20 protein-coding genes are annotated in these 18,351 nt (G+C 63.6%); 14 read left to right on the plus strand and 6 right to left on the minus strand.

The genetic code is table 11. The annotated features are described in order from the left end of the window. Positions 1-7 precede the first annotated feature (7 nt). A complete protein-coding gene (locus tag CO656_RS16575) occupies positions 8-436 on the minus strand; it encodes a CoA-binding protein (protein WP_037414077.1) in 429 nt (142 codons plus the stop codon). Between the two features lie 211 nt (positions 437-647). On the opposite strand from CO656_RS16575, the gene CO656_RS16580 reads away from it, so the two are divergent. After that, on the plus strand, positions 648-1,484 hold the full coding sequence (locus CO656_RS16580) for a DMT family transporter (protein ID WP_097526442.1): 837 nt from the start codon (positions 648-650) through the stop codon (positions 1,482-1,484). On the opposite strand, the gene CO656_RS16585 is transcribed toward CO656_RS16580, so the two are convergent. Next, a complete protein-coding gene (locus tag CO656_RS16585; RefSeq protein WP_037414072.1) occupies positions 1,481-2,302 on the minus strand; it encodes an enoyl-CoA hydratase in 822 nt (273 codons plus the stop codon). The genes CO656_RS16580 and CO656_RS16585 overlap by 4 nt on opposite strands. Positions 2,303-2,453: 151 nt before the next feature. Here CO656_RS16585 and CO656_RS16590 point away from each other — a divergent pair, with 151 nt between their 5' ends. From CO656_RS16590 to argC, 6 genes are all read left to right on the plus strand, one after another. Next, complete coding sequence (locus CO656_RS16590) at positions 2,454-2,885, plus strand: PaaI family thioesterase (protein ID WP_037414071.1); 432 nt, start codon at positions 2,454-2,456, stop codon at positions 2,883-2,885. 220 nt (positions 2,886-3,105) lie between these two features. Continuing rightward, on the plus strand, positions 3,106-3,570 hold the full coding sequence (rplM, locus tag CO656_RS16595) for a 50S ribosomal protein L13 (protein ID WP_014327963.1): 465 nt from the start codon (positions 3,106-3,108) through the stop codon (positions 3,568-3,570). Positions 3,571-3,572: 2 nt separating this feature from the next. Further along, on the plus strand, positions 3,573-4,040 hold the full coding sequence (rpsI, locus tag CO656_RS16600) for a 30S ribosomal protein S9 (RefSeq protein ID WP_018239369.1): 468 nt from the start codon (positions 3,573-3,575) through the stop codon (positions 4,038-4,040). Between the two features lie 81 nt (positions 4,041-4,121). Then, entirely contained in the window at positions 4,122-4,451 is a 330-nt protein-coding gene (locus tag CO656_RS16605) for an antibiotic biosynthesis monooxygenase (protein WP_097526443.1), read from the plus strand. An 8-nt stretch (positions 4,452-4,459) separates the two neighbouring features. Beyond that, a complete protein-coding gene (speB, locus tag CO656_RS16610) occupies positions 4,460-5,416 on the plus strand; it encodes an agmatinase (protein ID WP_037414062.1) in 957 nt (318 codons plus the stop codon). Between the two features lie 84 nt (positions 5,417-5,500). Then, the gene (gene argC / locus CO656_RS16615; RefSeq protein WP_097526444.1) at positions 5,501-6,433 is read left to right on the plus strand and encodes an N-acetyl-gamma-glutamyl-phosphate reductase; all 933 of its coding nucleotides are present in this window, start codon (positions 5,501-5,503) and stop codon (positions 6,431-6,433) included. A gap of 72 nt (positions 6,434-6,505) precedes the next feature. On the opposite strand, the gene CO656_RS16620 is transcribed toward argC, so the two are convergent. Next, the gene (locus CO656_RS16620; protein ID WP_097526445.1) at positions 6,506-7,609 is read right to left on the minus strand and encodes a COX15/CtaA family protein; all 1,104 of its coding nucleotides are present in this window, start codon (positions 7,607-7,609) and stop codon (positions 6,506-6,508) included. Positions 7,610-7,820: 211 nt separating this feature from the next. On the opposite strand from CO656_RS16620, the gene CO656_RS16625 reads away from it, so the two are divergent. Beyond that, positions 7,821-8,033, plus strand: coding sequence for a DUF2842 domain-containing protein (locus CO656_RS16625; RefSeq protein ID WP_037414046.1), 213 nt, complete (start codon positions 7,821-7,823; stop codon positions 8,031-8,033). Positions 8,034-8,050: 17 nt separating this feature from the next. Continuing rightward, a complete protein-coding gene (locus CO656_RS16630) occupies positions 8,051-8,791 on the plus strand; it encodes a metallophosphoesterase family protein (RefSeq protein WP_097526446.1) in 741 nt (246 codons plus the stop codon). Between the two features lie 2 nt (positions 8,792-8,793). On the opposite strand, the gene CO656_RS16635 is transcribed toward CO656_RS16630, so the two are convergent. After that, on the minus strand, positions 8,794-9,441 hold the full coding sequence (locus tag CO656_RS16635) for a CatB-related O-acetyltransferase (protein ID WP_097526559.1): 648 nt from the start codon (positions 9,439-9,441) through the stop codon (positions 8,794-8,796). Positions 9,442-9,653: 212 nt separating this feature from the next. On the opposite strand from CO656_RS16635, the gene CO656_RS16640 reads away from it, so the two are divergent. Further along, the gene (locus CO656_RS16640; RefSeq protein ID WP_097526447.1) at positions 9,654-10,898 is read left to right on the plus strand and encodes a GNAT family N-acetyltransferase; all 1,245 of its coding nucleotides are present in this window, start codon (positions 9,654-9,656) and stop codon (positions 10,896-10,898) included. Positions 10,899-10,904: 6 nt separating this feature from the next. Here CO656_RS16640 and CO656_RS16645 read toward each other — a convergent pair whose 3' ends face one another. Beyond that, on the minus strand, positions 10,905-13,022 hold the full coding sequence (locus CO656_RS16645) for an exopolysaccharide transport family protein (RefSeq protein WP_097526448.1): 2,118 nt from the start codon (positions 13,020-13,022) through the stop codon (positions 10,905-10,907). Positions 13,023-13,235: 213 nt separating this feature from the next. Between CO656_RS16645 and CO656_RS16650 the strand changes: the two genes are divergently transcribed. Genes CO656_RS16650 through CO656_RS16665 form a run of 4 tightly spaced genes read left to right on the plus strand, consistent with a single transcriptional unit; the run spans position 13,236 to position 17,846 of the window. Further along, a complete protein-coding gene (locus CO656_RS16650; protein ID WP_037414040.1) occupies positions 13,236-13,811 on the plus strand; it encodes a polysaccharide biosynthesis/export family protein in 576 nt (191 codons plus the stop codon). A gap of 4 nt (positions 13,812-13,815) precedes the next feature. Beyond that, entirely contained in the window at positions 13,816-14,988 is a 1,173-nt protein-coding gene (locus CO656_RS16655; RefSeq protein ID WP_037414051.1) for a glycosyltransferase family 4 protein, read from the plus strand. Positions 14,989-15,045: 57 nt separating this feature from the next. Next, positions 15,046-16,602, plus strand: a complete 1,557-nt coding sequence (locus CO656_RS16660) for an undecaprenyl-phosphate glucose phosphotransferase (RefSeq protein ID WP_037414038.1) — start codon at positions 15,046-15,048, stop codon at positions 16,600-16,602. Next, positions 16,599-17,846, plus strand: coding sequence for an O-antigen ligase family protein (locus tag CO656_RS16665; RefSeq protein WP_097526449.1), 1,248 nt, complete (start codon positions 16,599-16,601; stop codon positions 17,844-17,846). The genes CO656_RS16660 and CO656_RS16665 overlap by 4 nt, the downstream gene beginning before the upstream one ends. 146 nt (positions 17,847-17,992) lie before the next feature. Here CO656_RS16665 and CO656_RS16670 read toward each other — a convergent pair whose 3' ends face one another. After that, entirely contained in the window at positions 17,993-18,208 is a 216-nt protein-coding gene (locus CO656_RS16670) for a hypothetical protein (protein ID WP_097526450.1), read from the minus strand. Positions 18,209-18,351: the final 143 nt, after the last annotated feature.

An 18,351-nucleotide genomic window follows, 5' to 3' on the forward strand; every position in this document is an offset into this window, starting at 1 on the left:
TGGCGGGTCAGCCGATCAGGCGCGGATATTCGATCGCCGGACACCGGTCCATGACCACGTTGATGCCCGCCGCCTCTGCCTTGGCGGCCGCCTTGTCGTCGCGGACCGACAACTGGCCCCAAATGACCTTGGGCAGATTCGGCAGCGAAAGAATTTCGTCTACCAGTGCAGGCAAGGCGTGGGCGGCGCGGAAGACGTCGACCATGTCTACAGGCTCGTCGATATCCGCGAGCCGTGCCACCACGGTCTGGTCGAGGATCGTCCGGCCCGCATGGCCCGGATTGACCGGGATGACGCGGTATCCCTTGCGCAAGAGGAAGGCCATGACGCGGTGGCTCGGTCGCTCCGGCTTCGGCGACGCGCCAACGAGAGCAATGGTCCTGGTCTCGCGCAGGATGTCGGCGAGGTAGTGATCCGGGTAGACATCGTGGTTCATGCTTGCGTCCAAGTATTGTTGTCGTTGCCGCGCGATAGTTGGGGCGGCGCGGCAACGAGTCAACCAAGGCTGCGTTCGCATCCGGCCCTATGCACCGTTTCGTAGCCGTGAGCGCTCTCTCAACGCCAGTTCTCCAAATCCGGTTGCATTTCGGGGGAAGCAAGGCGACAAACGCGGAGAATTCCCTCCAAGTCGCCCGTAGAGGTTCACCTTGCCGCTTGATGTCATCGCGCTCGTGCTCTTCGGGGCGCTGCTGCACGCGATCTGGAACGCGCTGGTCAAGGCGGGCGCGGAAAAATCGCTGGATGCCGCCATGATCGCGCTTGGCGCCGCTGTCGTGGCGCTGCCTTTCCTGCCGTTGCTGCCGCTGCCCGACGCCGAAGCGTGGCCCTATATCCTTGCTTCGGCAGTGCTGCAGTTCGCCTATTTCCAGCTCGTGGCGGCCGCCTACCGCGCCGGGGACATCGGCCTCGTCTACCCGCTGATGCGCGGCGTGGCGCCGCTCATCGTCGCCGCCACCAGCAGCATCGTCGTCGGCGAGCATCTTACCGGCGGCGCGCTCGCCGGCATCCTGACGATCTCGGCCGGCGTGCTGACGCTCGCCTTCGAATCGCGCAAGGGCGGCAAACAGGCGATCGGGCTGGCGCTCTCAAATGCCTGCGTGATCGCCAGCTACACTTTCGTCGACGGTATCGGCGCGCGGGTCTCCGGCAATGCCATTTCCTACACGCTGTGGATGGCGCTGCTGCCGCCCGTCCTGCTCTTTGCTTGGGCCTTCGCCAGCCGCGGCGTCAAGCCCGTGCTCCGCCACGTCCGGCACCACTGGTGGCGCGGCCTCATCGGCGGAGCGGGCTCGATCGGCGCCTACGGACTGGCGCTCTGGGCCATGACCAGGGCGCCCGTCGCGACCGTCGCGGCGCTTCGCGAAACGGCGATCCTTTTTGCGGTGGTGATTTCCGTCGTCTTCCTCAAGGAGCGCGTCAGCGTCTGGCGCATAGCCGCCGCCGGCGTCATTGCCCTTGGTGCCTTGCTCCTAAGACTTGCCTAGTCTTCCTTCCACTCCGGCATGCGTTTGCCGATAAACGCGCCGATCCCTTCCTGCGCATCGCGTGCCAGCATGTTCTCGACCATCACGCCGACCGCATAGTCATAGGCGTCGGCGAGCGGCATCTCTGCCTGGCGGTAGAAGGCCTCTTTGCCGATCCTCAGTGCCTGCGGCGACTTCGAGGCGATGACGGAGGCATACTTGTCGACCACCTGACGCAGATATTGCTGCGGCACGATCCGGTTGACGAGGCCGAAGTCCTTCGCGGTCGAGGCGTCGATCGTTTCGCCCGTCAGCAGCATTTCCATCGCCTGCTTGCGATGGGCCGCGCGCGACAGGGCGACCATCGGAGTCGAACAGAAGAGACCGATATTCACGCCCGGCGTGCAGAAGGTCGAGCTGTCGGTGCAGATGGCGAGATCGCAACTCGCGACCAACTGGCAGCCGGCCGCGGTGGCGAGACCGTCAATCTCGGCGATGACCGCCTGCGGCAGCTTCGTGATCTTCAGCATGATGTCGGCCGCCAACCGAACGGCACTCTCGAAGAAGGCCCTGCCGCCATCCTCATCGGCGCGATGCAGCGTCATTTCCTTCAGGTCGTGGCCGGCGGAAAAGACCTTACCCGTGGCCGCGATGACGACGACCTTGATCTCCTTGGCGCCGGCAGCGGCGTCGAGTTCGGCCGCAAGCGCCTGCATCAGCGCAATCGACAGTGCGTTGGCCGGAGGGTTGTTGAGCGTCAAGCGCAAGACCGGACCGTTCGTCTCTCGCAGCAAAGGCCCGTTCGGCTCTTCCTTCTTGAATGCAACGACATCCGCCATGGTCTTCTCCCGTTCGCCGTAGGTCGGCCCGTGGTACGCCGCCGCTACCGCTCTTTCAACCCCGGGGCAGCATCTCCGGCTAAGACCATTTTCCGGCTTGCGCGGCGGGCTCGGACGTCCTGTAACGGGTGTAAGCAATGGAGGGATGCGCATGAGCTTGCAGCCGATCATGACCGTCGAGGAGCTCAATCGCTTCCTCGACACGGATTTTCCGCAGGTCCATACGGACGGCAAGGTCTTCGCCGTGACGGCGACCGGCCCCGGTTTTGCGACGATGCGGCTTGACCCGAACGAGCGCCACATCCGCCCGGGCGGCACCGTTTCCGGGCCGACGCTGTTCGCGCTTGCCGACGTCTCGGCCTATATAGCACTGATCGCGCATATCGGTCCGGTCGCGCTCGCGGTCACCACGAACCTCAACATCAACTTCCTGCGCAAGCCTGAGCCCGAGCCGCTCGAATGCACCTGCCGGATCCTGAAGCTAGGCAAGCGGCTTGCGGTCCTCGATGCCTCAATTGCGCCCGTTGGCGGCGACGATCTGGTGGCGCATGCCACCGCGACGTATTCGATTCCGCCTCGCTGAGATGTGGTATTATAGAACCATAGTTCTAAGGATTTGATTTTACATAGAAATCTTTTAGAATCTCAGGAACATGGCACTTGACCTAACTTTTGCGCTTGCGTATAAGCTGCCCCCAGATCGCGGTCCATTTTGGGCCGCCTTCTTTTTTGGCCTCCTCAGAGCCAAAGCAAGCAACAAGAAACGCCCGGCTCGCTTCCGGGTCCAACGAAAGAGTTTAGATATGGCAACCTTCGTTCAGAAGCCTGCAGAGGTGGAGAAGAAGTGGATCCTCATCGACGCCGAAGGCCTCGTTGTCGGTCGCCTCGCTTCCATCATCGCAAACCGCCTGCGCGGCAAGCATAAGGCCACCTTCACGCCGCACGTCGACGACGGCGACAACGTCATCGTCATCAACGCCGAGAAGGCCGTTCTCACCGGCAAGAAGTACACCGACAAGAAGTACTACTGGCACACCGGCTATCCCGGCGGCATCAAGGAGCGCACCGCTCGCCAGATCATCGAGGGCCGCTTCCCGGAGCGCGTCATCGAGAAGGCCGTCGAGCGCATGGTTCCGCGTGGTCCGCTCGGCCGTCGCCAGATGAAGAACCTGCGTGTCTACGCCGGTACGAACCACCCGCATGAAGCACAGCAGCCGACCGTCCTCGACGTCGCCAAGCTGAACAGCAAGAACACAAGGAGCGCCTGATAATGGCTGACCTTTCCGCTCTCAAGGATATTGCCACGACCGCGGAACCGGCCGCTCCGGTTCACGTCAAGAAGGTCGACGCGCAGGGCCGCTCCTACGCGACCGGCAAGCGCAAGGACGCCGTCGCCCGCGTTTGGGTTAAGGCCGGCTCCGGCAAGATCACCGTCAACGGCAAGCCGTTCTCGGCCTACTTCGCCCGCCCGGTCCTGCAGATGATCCTGCAGCAGCCGATCGTCGCCGCTGCCCGTGACGGCCAGTTCGACGTCGACGCGACCGTTGCCGGCGGCGGCCTCTCCGGCCAGGCCGGTGCCGTTCGTCACGGCATCGCCAAGGCGCTGACCTACTTCGAACCGGGCCTGCGCTCCGTTCTGAAGCGCGGCGGTTTCCTCACCCGCGACAGCCGCGTCGTCGAGCGCAAGAAGTACGGCCGTGCGAAGGCACGCCGTTCGTTCCAGTTCTCCAAGCGCTAATCGCGCTCACGGATTACGAGATCGAAAGGCGGGGCTTTCAGCTCCGCCTTTTCTTTTGCGGATCGGTCACGGGAGCGTCGGATGCCCTTCGCCAAATTGCCTGCCCCGCCCTACTACGTCGTCTGCTTCTCTTCCGCCCGAACCGACGGCGACAACGGCTATGGAGACATGGCCGACGCGATGGAGAAACTGGCGCGGGAGCAGCCCGGCTTTCTCGGCCTAGAGAGCGCCCGCGGCAATGACGGCTTCGGGATCACCAATGTCTTCTGGCGCGATGAAGATTCCATCCGAGCCTGGAAAAGAAACGTCGATCATCTCGCCGCGCAAAAGCGCGGCCGTGCCGAATGGTACAGCCACTATGAGGTGCGCGTGGCGCGGGTCGAGCGCGCCTATGGCTTCAGCAAGACATAGGGTTGAAGATGGCTCCGAAATCCATCGATCACGCGATTACCGCCGGTTCGCTGCACGGTGCCGCCACGGACCCGACCCATGCCGGCGTGCTTTCCTTCATGCGGCGCAAATATTCGAAGCGGCTGCAAGACGTGGATGCCGTCGTCTGGGGCATTCCTTTCGACGCCGCCACCTCGAATCGCCCCGGCGCGCGTTTCGGTCCGCAGGCGATCCGCCGGGCGTCGGCGATCTTCGACAACGATCCCCAATACCCGTTCCAGCGCGATCTCTTCGCCGACATGGCGACGATCGACTATGGCGACTGCCTGCTCGACTATGGCAACCATGCGAAGACCCCAGCCACGATCGAGCGCGAGGCGGCGAAGATCCTGAGGTCGGGCGCCTATCTGCTGACGCTTGGCGGCGACCATTTCGTCACCTATCCGATCCTCAAGGCGCACGCAGCGCTCCACGGCCCCCTCGCGCTCGTGCAATTCGACGCGCATCAGGATACCTGGCCGGATGAAAAGGGCCGTATCGACCACGGCTCCTTTGTCGGTCGGGCCGCGCGCGAGGGGCTGATCGACGTCGAGCGGTCGATCCAGATCGGCATCCGCACGCATGCGCCGGACGACTGCGGCATCCGCATCGTGCACGGCTACGAGGTCGAGGAGATGCGCGCCGAAGAGGTCGCCGACACGATCGTCCGGCATGTCGGCAGCCATTCGGCCTACCTGACCTTCGATATCGATTGCCTCGACCCGGCTTATGCTCCGGGCACCGGCACGCCGGTTGCGGGCGGTCCGTCCAGCGCCAAGATCCTCTCGGTGCTGCGCAAGCTGGGAGCATTGCATATCGCCGGCAGCGACGTCGTCGAGGTGGCGCCCGCCTATGACCATGCCGACCTGACCGCCATTGCTGGCTCGACCATCGCCATGTATATGCTGGGCCTTCGAGCCGAATGGCTGGCGGAACGGCGCGGCTGATCGCCGCCGCTCAAGAAACTGATTCAATTCTATGCCAGATTGAATCCGGAAACCCCGGTAACCATCTGCAGGAGCAGGAAAATCATGAAACCGAAGATCTTCATCGATGGCGAACACGGCACGACGGGCCTGCAGATCCGGACCCGCATGGCCGGTCGTTCCGATCTCGAGCTCCTGTCGATCCCGGAAGCGGAACGCCGTAACGCGGCGATGCGTGAAGACCTTCTGAACAGCGCCGACATTGCCATCCTCTGCCTGCCGGACGACGCTTCGCGCGAAGCGGTCGCCATGGTCGCCGGCAACAATCGGGTGCGGATCATCGACACATCGACAGCGCACCGCGTCGCGCCCGACTGGGCCTATGGCTTTGCCGAGATGGACAAGGCACAGCCCGCCAAAATTCGCGACGCGCGGCACGTCTCAAATCCCGGCTGCTATCCGACCGGCGCCATCGGCCTGATCCGGCCGCTGCGCCAGGCGGGCGTCCTGCCGGACGGCTACCCGGTCACCGTCAACGCCGTCTCCGGCTATACCGGCGGCGGCAAACAGATGATCGCGCAGATCGAGGACGAGAACCACGCCGACCGCATCAGCGCCCCGCACTTCCTCTACGGCCTCCCGCTCAAGCACAAGCATGTGCCGGAAATGAAGATGCACGGTCTGCTCGAGCGCGCGCCGGTCTTCTCACCCTCGGTCGGCAAGTTCCCGCAGGGCATGATCGTCCAGGTGCCGCTTTATCTCGACGACCTCGCCGCCGGAACGACGCTCGAAAGCATCCATGCCGCGCTCGCCGCGCACTATGCCGGCCAGTCGATCGTCGAAGTGGTTCCGCTTGCCGACAGCGCAAAGCTTGCCAGGATCGACGCCACCGAGCTCGCCGGCAAGGACACGATGAAGCTCTTCGTATTCGGAACCAGCGGCGGTGCCCATGTGAACCTCGTCGCCCTGCTCGACAATCTCGGCAAGGGCGCCTCGGGCGCGGCCGTCCAGAACATGGACCTGATGCTGTCTGCCTGACAAAGGCTCAGGAAACAAAACCCCGGCAGTCATCGCTGCCGGGGTTTTTCTTTGCGCCTTTCGAGCCGCGGATCAGTTGCGGATTTCGATCGCCGTCGGTCTCAGATATTCGCCGACGAAGCCGCGCCAATGGGCGATCGCGAAGCCGAGCACGACAAGCGCGCCTGCCTGGTGAAGCACGCCCCAGCCGATCGGCACCTGCAGAACGAGCGTCGTGATACCGATCGCGGCCTGGATGGCTATCAATGCAAGGAGGAGCACTGAACGGCGTGCATGCGTCGTGCCCGGCGCGGCTCGAAGGGAGGCGACCATGTGCACGAGCACCAGCGCAAACAGCAGGTAGGCGCCGGCGCGGTGCAGGAACTGCACGGTCTTCGGATTCTCGAAAAGGTTGATCCAGGCGGGCTGCTGCACGAAGAGATCCCCCGGTACGAGGGCGCCATCCATCAGCGGCCAGGTATTGTAGCTCAGGCCGGCGTCGAGACCGGCGACGAGCGCGCCCAGATAGATCTGGAAGAGGCTGATCACTGCGATGATGGCGGCCATCATTCGCGACCTTTGCGTCGGCGCCGCATCGCCGGAATGCGGCGAAAGCCCGCGATAGATCCACATGCAGGCAGCAAAGATCAGACAGGCGATCACCAGATGCGTGGCAAGGCGGTACTGGCTGACCTCCGTGCGCTCGACGAGACCGGAGGAGACCATCCACCAGCCGATGAAGCCCTGAAAGCCCCCGAGCGCCAGAATGCCGAGGAGCGGCAGCCGCAATCGCGGCTCGATCCGCCGGGTCAGCCAGAAGAACAGAAGCGGCAGGGCGAAGACCACGCCGATCCCGCGCGCGAGCAGCCGGTGCGCCCATTCCCACCAGAAGATCGTCTTGAACTCCTCGACGGTCATTCCCTTGTTCATCTGCTCATATTGTGGAATGCGCTGGTAAAGGCGGAACTCCTCCTCCCATTCCTCCGCGGACAGAGGCGGAACGACGCCATGGATCGGCTTCCACTCAGTGATCGACAGGCCGGACTCCGTCAGGCGCGTCGCACCGCCGACAATCACCAGGGCGAACAGGGCGAACAGGACGACCGCGAGCCAACCGCGGATCTGCCGGCGATTGCGCTCGGCTCTGTCGATCTCGCGCCGCAGCGTCTGTTCCGTTGCCAGTTCGGCATGCGCCATGACGTCTTCCTCGTTTGTCGGCGACAACCTTGTAGGGACGGGTTGCCGCCAAGCGTTCGAAAGCCGTTGATTTGCACCAGAGCGGCGTGCAAAACAAGGCCGAAGCCTTTGCGGCATGCCGTCGCGGCCAGTTCCAGGTTGAAGCGGGATGCAGGGAGCCGCAAGCAATTCTCCCGATCCGGCGCGGCTGCCGCCATCCGAAAGACATCCAATGCCCCTACGCCTCAGAAAACTCATCGGCACCGTCCTCATCATCATTCTTGTCATCGTCTATGCGCTGGCGGCAGTCACCTTTGCCTCCCTGCTACTCGGCGCGTCGCCCTGGTGGGTGCATCTTCTCTATTTCTTCTTCACCGGGCTCCTGTGGATCCTTCCGGCGATGCTGATCATCAAGTGGATGGAAAAACCGGCAAACAATCGCTGACCGGCTGAGGTGCACCCATGAAGATCGCCGTCATCTCCGACATTCACGGCAACGACCTGGCACTTGAGGCGGTGCTGGCGGACATCGACGCCCAGGGGATCGACGACATCGTCAATTTGGGTGACCACCTGAGCGGACCGCTCAATGCCGCCCGCACGGCGGACCTCCTGATCGACCGCGGAATGCCGGCGATCCGCGGCAATCACGATCGTTACCTGCTGACGCTGGAGCCGGCCAAAATGGGGCCTTCCGATCGCGCGGCCTGTGACGAACTCGAACCGCGCCACAAGGAATGGCTGGCTGCGCTCCCGGAAACGCTCGTCCATCGCGATACGTTCTTCCTCTGCCACGGCACGCCCACGAGTGACGAGACCTACTGGATGGAGGCGCTGACAGCCGATGGCGTCGTCCACATGGCTGCGCGAAAGGCGATCGAGCGTTTGGCCGATGGTGTCGACTACCCGGTGATCCTCTGCGGACACACGCATATTCCGCGCGCCGTGCGGCTGGCGGACGGGCGCCTCCTCGTCAATCCCGGCAGCGTCGGCTGCCCGGGTTACGATGACGATCAACCCGTGGCGCACAACGTGGAAACCGGCGCGCCGGACGCGCGCTACGCTATCGTCGAATGCACTTCTGACGGTTGGACTGTCAGCTTCCGCTGCCTGCCCTACGACCACAGGGCAATGTCGCGCCTCGCCGCCGAACGCGGCCGAGCCGACTGGGCAGCCGCGCTGGCGACCGGATTTCTGGACTGAGGCTACTCTGCGATTTCAAGCGCCCCAATGTCCGCGCCGGTGATCGCCGCGATGTTGCGCGTCACCTTGTCGGCCGGCCAGTTCCACCAGGCCACCGCCTGCAAGCGCTCGACGATCTCAGCCGGGAACCGCATCCTGACGACCCTTGCCGGGTTGCCCGCGACGATCGCGTAGGGAGGAACGTCCTTGCTCACAACGGATTTCGCCGCCACGATCGCGCCGTCGCCGATGGTAACGCCCGGCAGAACCGTCGCCTCCCTGCCGAGCCAGACATCGTTGCCGACGATCGTGTCGCCGCGATGGCCCGTGCCATAGGCGGACGGATCGAAGCCCTCGCGCCAGGCACCGGGGAAAATGCCGAAAGGGAAGGTCGAAAAGCCGGACAGCGCGTGGTTGGCGCCGTTCGTGATGAACTGGACAGCGGTCGCCAACGCGCAAAACCGCCCGATAACCAGCCGATCCCCGACGAAGTCATAGTGGTAGAGGACGCACTTCTCCTCGAAACATTCGGGGCCCTCGGGATCGTCGTAGTAGCTGTACTCGCCGGCTTCGATCAACGGCGACCGCACCAGGTTCCTAAGAAATCCTATCCGCGGAAATTCCGCGACCGGAAACTTGGCGCCGGGGTCCGGCAGGGCATGGCTCGGCATCATCAGCAGTTCCGCAGTTGTTTCTTCATGACGTCGTATCGGCCGCGAGATGTAACGCCGCGGCGGCGATTTCCAAGCCGCAGACAAACCAGTCGCTTCACGCTTTGCTAACCGCATTTGCCGATCGCAGGGTAGGCAGCGGCGGATTTAAAGAGGATGTAGCAATTTTTGCCGTCTTATCGATACGCGACGTATGCCGGATGATCCGAGAGATGGCCAATTTCAATTTCACCCTTGCCGCGCCAGAGGGGCAATCCTGGCGCGACCTTTCGATGCGCCCGGCTGCCCATAATCCTTACGCCGACCGGGTCACGCTTTCCGTGCATCGCGATATGGCGGAACTGGAGGCGGACTGGCGTGCGCTCGACGCCAACAATCTCAACTCCCTGCATCAAAGCTTCGACTGGTGTGCCGCCTGGAAGAGAGCGCATGACAGCCAATTGCTGGTCGTGCGCGGCGCCATTGCCGAGCAACTGCTTTTCCTCCTGCCGTTCGAGGTCGAACGGGGCCAATTCTTCCGGACCGCGCGACTGATCGCGACCGGGCACAGCAATCTCAACACCGGCTTGTTTGCTGCCGAGATCGAGCGCGTGCCACGGGACGACCTCGTCCGCTCGCTGAGCGAAGGAGTCCGCCAGGCGCTGCGCGCGCATGCGGATGTCGTTGCCTTCGAAAGGACGCCGGCAGTTTGGCGCGGCCTGCCCCACCCCCTCGCCGCCCTGCCCGGGATCGCCAATCCGAACGCCTCTTTCCAGCTCGGGCTTGCCGGCGACATGGAGCGGACGCTCGCCCAGCTCAATGCAAAACGCCGGCGCAAGAAGATGCGTCTCTCCGAAAGGCGTCTCGCCGAAATCGGTGGCTATGACTATGTGGTTGCCCGTGAGGCGGCGGAGGCGCAGGCGCTGCTGGAGACGTTCTTCCGGCAGAAGGCCGCGCGGCTGGAGGCCCAAGGCTTACCCGACGTCTTCGACGAGCCGGAGACGCGCGCCTTCTTTCGCCTGCTGATCGATCGCCATCGCGCCGGCGACAGGCTGCTCGAACTCAACGCGATCCGTCTCAAGGGCGAGCACGAGGGGCGGATCATCGCCGTGACCGGCCTGTCGCGCAAGGGCGACCATGTCATCTGCCAGTTCGGCTCGATAGATGACACGATCGCCGCCGACAGCAGCCCGGGCGAGTTGCTCTTTTACCGGGTGATCGAGCGTCTTTGCGGCGAAGGCGTCGTACTCTTCGACTTCGGCATCGGCGACCAGCCCTATAAGCGATCGTGGTGTACGATTGAGACCGTCTTGCGGGACATCACCCTGCCGCTGACGCTGCGTGGACATGCGGCAGCCGGCCTGCACCGCGCCGCGGTCCGCGCCAAACGCGCCATCAAGGCAAACAAAGCCCTTTATGCCCTCGTCCAGCGACAGCGGCGCCGGCTGCGGACCACCACGGAAATCGCAGCCGATTGAAGCACCTCACGCCGCGCGGCGGTCGCGAAGCTCGGGACCGCTTTCGCCGCCACCGGTCATCAGCAGGATGTCGCGGTAGCCGGCCTCCCCGAAGCTTGTCAGTGCTTCGATGATCCCGTCCTCGCTGACCGACGGCGCCGAAACGATAATCTCGACCTCCTCGCGCCGCGCCACCTTGGCGACGGAAGCCGCGTCCGCGGCACCGCATTCGACCAGCACAAGATCATAGGCGCTTGTCAGCGCGTCGATGATCATCTGCAGACGCTCGATGCCGCGCATCGCCGTGTGGGGATCTGCGTCGCCCTGCGGGATGATGTGCGCCTCGGAAGACCTGTCCGCATGGATCGTCTCGGTGAAGGCAACCTCGCCGGACAGGAGGTTCGTAATGCCGGGCAGATGCAGCGCCTGGGCCATCAGCCGCGTCGGGCAGGCCGATCCTGAAAGGTCGATGAGCACGACCTTGTGTTCCTCTTCGGCAAGCAGACGCGCCAGCATCACCGTTGCCGTCGATCCTTCATCCCCTCCGGGCGAGACCGAAACGGCGACCCGGACGGCGTTGTCGAGCAGATGTCCGGCCACGGACTCGATCGAGAAGTCGTGCTCTGCTGCGATGCTCGGCTCCTGCTCCTCTCGTGCCCGCTCGTCTTCCGGCACGGCAACGGTTGCCGGCACCTCGTCCGGGACAGTCGTACCAGCAGTTTCGGGCATCCTTCCGGAACCGGAGACCGGCCTCAGCGCCCTGCCGCTGAAGAGTTCGCCGAGCATGATGACGACGCAGCTGATCAGGAAACTCGCAAGCGCGGCGACGATCGTGATCGGCACCACCTTGGGAAAGCTCGCCAACGTCGGCACCACGGCATTGGAAATCACCCGCGCGTCCGCCGGCGTCGCATTCGCGACGGTTCGCGATGTCGCTTCGCGGTAGCGGGCCAGATAGGTCTCCAGGAGCTGGCGTTGGGCCGCCGCCTCGCGCTCCAGCGCACGAAGCCCCACCTCTTCCTCGCCCGCCTGCGCCGATTGCGCCTTCAGCGCGTTCAACTGCTGCAGCAATTGCTGTTCGCGAAGCTGCCCGACCTTCGCCTCGTTCTCGAGACTGGAGAGAATCTTTCGCGTTTCCGAACGTATCTGCTCCCGAATACCTTCGAGCTGTGACTTCAGCCCCTTCAGCCGAGGATGCCCGTCGAGCAGCGAGGTCGATAGATCGGCGATCTGCGCCTGCAGAGTGGCCTGGCTCTCCTTCAGCCGCTGGATCATCGGTGAGCCGACGATATCGGTCAGCGTTTCGACCGGGCGGCCATCGGCAAGCGCTGCGCGCACGCCTTCGGCGCGTGCCGCCGCATTCGCCCTTTCGCCCCGGACCCGCGCCAGCTCGGTCGAAATATCGGTGAGCTGCCTAGTCGCGAAGTTCTCCGTTTCGCCGGTCGGGAGCAAACCGGATTCGGCGCGATAGGCGGCGACCTTGGCCTCCGCCTCGCGAACCTTTTCCCTTAGATTGGCGATCTCCGGCTCCAGCCAGCGGCTGGCTTCCGAGTTGGAGTCGAGCTTCGCACCGCTCTGCAGCGAGAGATAGACCTTGGCCATCTCGTTCGGAATGGCAGCGGCGAGTTTCGGATCCTTCGACGTGAAGGCAATGGCGATCACGCGTGACTTCTCGACCTGGTAGACTTGCAACTTGGTATTGAACTCTTTGAGGATCCGCTCTTCCGGCGGCAGTTCGAGCGGGTTCTTCTTGAGCCCCAGCATGACCAGGAGATCGGAAACGGCCGAGGGATGCGCCGACGGATCGAATTCCTCCAGCTCGTGCAGCTTCATGTTGCGGGCGACCTGCTTGATGAGGTCGGCGGAGCGCAGCACCTGCACCTGGCTGGCGATGCCGGACTCGTCGAAAATTCGGTCCGAACTCGTCTGAGACGCCTGATTGGGACCGCTGAACTCCGGCTCGCGCGATTCGATCAGGACACGCGTTTCGCTTTCATAGCCGGGCGCGATCATCTTCGCCGCGCCGAAGGCAAGCACCGTGGCCCCGACCGTCGCAAGCAAGACACGGGTGCGACGCTGCCAGATGGCGCGAACGAGCCTGCCCAGATCGATATCCACATCCTGCTGACCGCCGACGTCCGACATGCCGCAACCCCAATAGCTTCCGCATTCAGCCGGAAGGTAAAGGAACATGGTAACGCAAGTGTTAATTGCAGGCACAACCGTCGGATGCCGGTGCCGCGGAAGGGTGCGGATCGCCGCCGGATCGGAATTCTACCGGAGTTTACCGGCTATTAACCCTAACGGATCGATAACATCACCGAGAGGTATTCATTTCCGGAGCCAACGAGAACCCGCATGTCGATCGCAGGCACAAAGGCAGCACGCGCTTTCGCCGTGGCAATATTGTCGGCGCTGGCCAGCGGTTGCACGAGCTATCAGCCGGCTCCCAAGGCCTTCAGCGAGGCGACTATCCAACCCTACCGGCTGGACAGCGGCGATCGCCTTCGCGTCACCGTATTCGAACAGCCGGGCCTCAGCGGGACCTACACTGTCGACCAGGCGGGCTACGTCGCCTTCCCGTTGATCGGCGCAGTGCCGTCGCGCGGCCATACGCTTCCGGAACTCGAAGGGATGATCGCGGCGAAGCTCCGCGAGGGCTTTCTGCGCGACCCGGACGTGACCATCGAGGTCGATCGCTACCGTTCCGTCTTCATCATGGGCGAAGTGGGCCAATCCGGCCAGTACAGCTACGTTCCCGGAATGACCGTGCAGAACGCGATCGCGGTTGCCGGCGGCTTCACCCCCCGCGCAAACCAGGCGAATGCCGACATCACCCGCAAGGTCAACGGCCGTATCATAACGGGTCGCGTGCCGATCACCGATCCGGTGCTTGCGGGCGACACGATCTATGTTCGCGAACGGCTGTTCTGACGCCATGTCGAACGAGCGGCCCCTGCGCATTCTCCATTGCTTCAGATCGCCGATCGGCGGCATCTTCCGCCACGTTCGCGATCTTGCCGAGGCGCATGCGGCAGCGGGCCATCAGGTGGGAATTCTCTGCGATAGCACCACGGGCGGCGCCTACGAGGATGCCCTCTTCGACGAGATCCGCCCCTTCCTGGCGCTCGGTGTCGTCCGCACGCCGATCCATCGGACGATCGGGCCTTCGGATTTTGCCGCGCTCTGGCGCAGCTACAAGCAGATCAGAAGCTTGCAACCGGATGTGTTGCACGGGCATGGCGCCAAGGGCGGCGTGCTCGCACGCATCATCGGTTCAGCGCTGCGGGTCAATAAGTATCGCGTAGCCCGCCTCTATTCGCCCCACGGGGGCAGCCTCCATTATGAACGGAAGTCGCTCGCCGGCGGCGCCATCTTCCGGATGGAGCGCCTCCAGGAGCGTCTCACCGACGCGCTCGTCTTCGTCTGCGATTTCGAGCGGCAGACCTATTTCGCCAAGGTTGGCCGGCCCGCGGGGCGCAACGAACTGATCTATAACGGCATCGGAGACACGGAGTTCGCGCCGATCGCCGAAAGTCCCGGGGCGGTCGATTTTCTTTATATCGGCATGATGCGGGATCTGAAGGGGCCGGATCTCTTTATCGAGAGCTTCGCCAAGGCCGAAGAACTTGCCGGGCGGCCGCTTTCGGGCCTGATGATCGGCGATGGTCCGCAGCAATCCCGGTATGAAGAAATGATAGCGCGCATGGCGCTTGGCGATCGCGTCAGGATGCGCCCGGCAATGAAGGCGCGCGCGGCCTTCGCGCTTGCCCGGACAGTCGTCATCCCCTCTCGCGCGGAGTCGATGCCCTATATCCTTCTCGAAGCGCTCGCCGCCCGAAAACCGGTCATCGCGTCCCGGGTGGGCGGCATGCCGGAAGTGCTGGGCGCCGACAGCGGAGCGCTCGTCCAGCCGGCAGATGCAAGGGCGTTCGCCGAAGTCATGGCGGCGGCCGCCGTCGACCAGGACTGGGCAGTCCGCACGATGCCCGATCCGGAGGGCTTCAAGTCGCGCTTCTCGGCTGCGGTGATGACCAGGCGCGTGATGCAACTCTACGGTGAACTTACCGAGGAGTCGATCTTCGCCGAGGCGCGACTTCGCACAACGTAAGCGTTTCTTAGTGGCTTTCTGCTATCCGGGCGTAGCGGACAGCGCCGGAAAGCCACCATGAACAAGTTTGACAGGCCCGAGACCTTCGATACCGAGGCGCTTCGCAAGAAGGTCTCCGAGATCCGAACGACCGCCGACGGGAAAAAGGCCGGCGACCCTACGCCGCTCAATCCGCTGGCGCGCCAGATCGCACTCCAGTTCCGGGCCGATACCTATTCCCCGTCGATGATCACCGGTCTCATCCGGCTGCTCGACCTCTGCGCGCTGTTCGCGATCGGCTATGCCATCAATACGCAATATGTCCGCCCTCCGCTCCAGGACCTGCCGGTCTACCTCGCCATTCTCGCCTTCGGTTCGGCGCTTGCCGTGATCGCCATGCAGATCGCCGATACCTATCAGGTGCCGGCGCTCAGGGCCTGGCTCCGGATGACGCCGCGCATCCTGGCCGCCTGGACTGCGACATTCGGCACCATCGCGCTCGTCCTGTTCTTTCTGAAGTGGGGCCATCTCTATTCGCGCGTCTGGGTCGGCGGCTGGTTCGTCGCCGGCGCGCTCTTCCTGGTCGCCGAACGCGCCTTCATCGCCTATTCGATCCGGCATTGGTCGCGCAACGGCACGATGGAGCGCCGCGCGGTGATCGTCGGCGGCGGTGCCCCGGCACGAGACCTGATCCGCACGATCGAGCACCAGCCGGATAACGACATCCGCATCTGCGGGATCTTCGACGACCGCGACGAGCGGCGCTCGCCGCATGTGATCGCCGGCTATCCGAAACTCGGAACCGTCGACGAACTCGTCGAATTCGCCCGGCTCGCCCGCATCGACATGCTGATCTTCTCGCTGCCGCTGACGGCGGAGAAGCGCATTCTCGAACTCTTAAGGAAACTCTGGGTGCTGCCGGTCGACATCCGTCTCGCCGCCCATGCCAACAATCTGCGCTTCCGCCCGCGCAGCTACTCGCATGTCGGCGAGGTGCCGATGCTCGACATTTTCGACAAGCCGATTGCCGATTGGGATTCCGTCGCTAAGCGGTGCTTCGACGTCTTCTTCAGCATCGTGGCGCTCGCCCTGCTTTGGCCGGTGATGCTGGTCGCCGCGCTCGCGGTCAAGCTCACGTCGCCTGGGCCGATCATCTTCAAGCAGCACCGCCACGGTTTCAACAACGAGATCATCGAGGTCTACAAGTTCCGCTCGATGTACACCCATTTGAGCGATCCGAGCGCCCGCAACGCGGTTTCCAAGGGGGACCCCCGCGTCACCCCCGTCGGCCGCTTCCTGCGCAAATCCTCGATCGACGAGCTGCCGCAGCTCGTGAACGTGCTGAAGGGCGAGCTCTCGCTTGTTGGGCCGCGCCCGCATGCCGTTCTCGCGCAAACGCACAACCGCACCTATTCGGATGTGGTGGAAGGCTATTTCGCCCGCCACCGGGTCAAACCTGGCGTCACCGGCTGGGCGCAGATCAACGGCTGGCGGGGAGAAATCGACAACGACGAGAAGATCCGTTTCCGCACCGCCTTTGACCTCTACTACATCGAGAACTGGTCGCTGCTTCTGGACCTGAAGATCCTGTTCCTGACGCCTTTCCGGCTGCTCAATACGGAAAACGCGTATTGATCGCCACCACCTCCCAGCCGGCCGTCATCCGGCCCCAGCTCGCCGCGGTTTCGATCATCGGCTCCGGCCTGGTGACGATCGGCGTTTTCCTCTCGGGCTTCGTCATCGCGGAGCCGGCGCCCTACGAGGTCTTCATGGCGGGCCTCATCGGTCTCTGGTCGCTCTTCGGGCTGAGGATTTCACGCCGCGTCGCTCCCCTCCTGGCCCTGCTCGTACTGTTCATGGTCGGCGGCATGCTGTCGCTGACGGTGATGACCGAACTCGCCACGGCACCGATGTACATGGCGGTCTCCGGCTTCCTGGCACTGACCGCCGTCTTCTTCGCTGCGATCATCGAAGACCATCACCAGCGACTGCGGTTGATCTTCAATGCCTGGGTCTCGGCTGCCGTGCTCACCGCCCTTCTCGGCATTCTCGGCTATTTCGGCGCAATCCCGGGAGCCGCAAACTTCACCCTCTACGACCGCGCCAAGGGTGCCTTCCAGGACCCGAACGTCTTCGGGCCGTTTCTCGCCGCGCCGGTGCTCTATCTGGTACACGGCCTGCTGACGGAACCGATCCGGCGTGCTCCGCTCAAAATCGCCGGCCTGCTCGCCCTCACGCTGGGGGTGTTCCTCTCCTTCTCCCGCGCGGCCTGGGCGCTCAATCTCTTCTGCGTGGTCGCGCTGGTCTTCGTCATGCTCCTCAAGGAGCGCAGCGGACTATTCCGGCTGAGAATTCTCGTGCTCGCACTCTGCGGCGCCCTTTTCGTCATGGCGGCCCTTGTCGCCGCCCTGCAATCGGAACAGGTGGCAACGCTCTTTTCAAGCCGCTCCCAACTCGTTCAGGATTACGACGGCGGCCACCTCGGGCGTTTCGACCGGCACCGGATCGGCTTTATGATGTCGATGGAGAGGCCGCTCGGCATCGGCCCGCTGATGTTCGGCGCGATCTTCTTGGAGGACGAGCACAATGTCTGGCTGAAAAGCCTGACGTCCTACGGCTGGATCGGCTTCGTCGCTTATATTACGCTGATCGCGTGGACGCTCACGCTCGGGTTTCGACTTCTTCTGCTCGACCGGCCTTGGCAGCCCTATCTGATGATCGCTTGGGTGACGCTTATCGGCCATGTGGGCATAGGCAACGTCATCGATACCGATCACTGGCGGCATTTCTATTTGCTTCTCGGCATCGTCTGGGGGTGCGCCGCACTCGAATATCGCAATCGTCGGCAGGCCGTGCCGATGAGATCACCTTCGCGATGACGAAACAGGCAGATGTGGGTCTGAGACACACGGACGCGGTCGACGCAGGAAAGCGTCGTCGGCAGATCGCATGTTCGAGTCAAGGCGGAAAGCGGGCCTCGAAGGCAAAGACGCCCGGCGAGACCCGCATTCGCCGCTCTCCTGGCTTATTCTTCGGCGGTCGTTTCGTCTTGCTGCAGCTTCCGCTGCTGCAGGAGAAGCTCGTCGGCCGGCTTGGACTGTTCGGTCTCTGTCACGCTGGCTGTCGTGATCTCCTTGTCCACCGGATCCGCCGAGGCTGTGGTGTTGTGGCCGAGGCACGCGGCTGACGCTGCGGTCGCAGAAAGCGCGAGGGCGGCTGCAAATACGAGGATGCGCTTCATAGGGCTTCTCCTGTTGTTGCAGGCCGTAGTGTATCTGCGCCCCTTGCGCCGACCAAATCACAAAACCGTTCGCTCCACTGCTTTCGGCGGATCCCCAGTTTCTCAACAGCTGCGGAAGGACCGGCGAAATTCCATTTTCCCCT

The organism is Sinorhizobium sp. FG01 (assembly GCF_002531875.1).
Taxonomy (GTDB): Bacteria; Pseudomonadota; Alphaproteobacteria; order Rhizobiales; family Rhizobiaceae; genus Sinorhizobium; species Sinorhizobium fredii_C.

Excerpts from the sequence above, each read along its gene's own strand:
- CO656_RS16575 (WP_037414077.1), bottom strand. The coding sequence starts at position 436 with ATGAACCACGATGTCTACCCGGATCACTACCTCGCCGACATCCTGCGC.
- CO656_RS16585 (WP_037414072.1), bottom strand. The coding sequence starts at position 2,302 with ATGGCGGATGTCGTTGCATTCAAGAAGGAAGAGCCGAACGGGCCTTTG.
- CO656_RS16590 (WP_037414071.1), top strand. The coding sequence starts at position 2,454 with ATGAGCTTGCAGCCGATCATGACCGTCGAGGAGCTCAATCGCTTCCTC.
- rplM (WP_014327963.1), top strand. The coding sequence starts at position 3,106 with ATGGCAACCTTCGTTCAGAAGCCTGCAGAGGTGGAGAAGAAGTGGATC.
- rpsI (WP_018239369.1), top strand. The coding sequence starts at position 3,573 with ATGGCTGACCTTTCCGCTCTCAAGGATATTGCCACGACCGCGGAACCG.
- CO656_RS16605 (WP_097526443.1), top strand. The coding sequence starts at position 4,122 with ATGCCCTTCGCCAAATTGCCTGCCCCGCCCTACTACGTCGTCTGCTTC.
- speB (WP_037414062.1), top strand. The coding sequence starts at position 4,460 with ATGGCTCCGAAATCCATCGATCACGCGATTACCGCCGGTTCGCTGCAC.
- argC (WP_097526444.1), top strand. The coding sequence starts at position 5,501 with ATGAAACCGAAGATCTTCATCGATGGCGAACACGGCACGACGGGCCTG.
- CO656_RS16620 (WP_097526445.1), bottom strand. The coding sequence starts at position 7,609 with ATGGCGCATGCCGAACTGGCAACGGAACAGACGCTGCGGCGCGAGATC.
- CO656_RS16625 (WP_037414046.1), top strand. The coding sequence starts at position 7,821 with ATGCCCCTACGCCTCAGAAAACTCATCGGCACCGTCCTCATCATCATT.
- CO656_RS16630 (WP_097526446.1), top strand. The coding sequence starts at position 8,051 with ATGAAGATCGCCGTCATCTCCGACATTCACGGCAACGACCTGGCACTT.
- CO656_RS16635 (WP_097526559.1), bottom strand. The coding sequence starts at position 9,441 with ATGCCGAGCCATGCCCTGCCGGACCCCGGCGCCAAGTTTCCGGTCGCG.
- CO656_RS16640 (WP_097526447.1), top strand. The coding sequence starts at position 9,654 with ATGGCCAATTTCAATTTCACCCTTGCCGCGCCAGAGGGGCAATCCTGG.
- CO656_RS16645 (WP_097526448.1), bottom strand. The coding sequence starts at position 13,022 with ATGTCGGACGTCGGCGGTCAGCAGGATGTGGATATCGATCTGGGCAGG.
- CO656_RS16650 (WP_037414040.1), top strand. The coding sequence starts at position 13,236 with ATGTCGATCGCAGGCACAAAGGCAGCACGCGCTTTCGCCGTGGCAATA.
- CO656_RS16655 (WP_037414051.1), top strand. The coding sequence starts at position 13,816 with ATGTCGAACGAGCGGCCCCTGCGCATTCTCCATTGCTTCAGATCGCCG.
- CO656_RS16660 (WP_037414038.1), top strand. The coding sequence starts at position 15,046 with ATGAACAAGTTTGACAGGCCCGAGACCTTCGATACCGAGGCGCTTCGC.
- CO656_RS16670 (WP_097526450.1), bottom strand. The coding sequence starts at position 18,208 with ATGAAGCGCATCCTCGTATTTGCAGCCGCCCTCGCGCTTTCTGCGACC.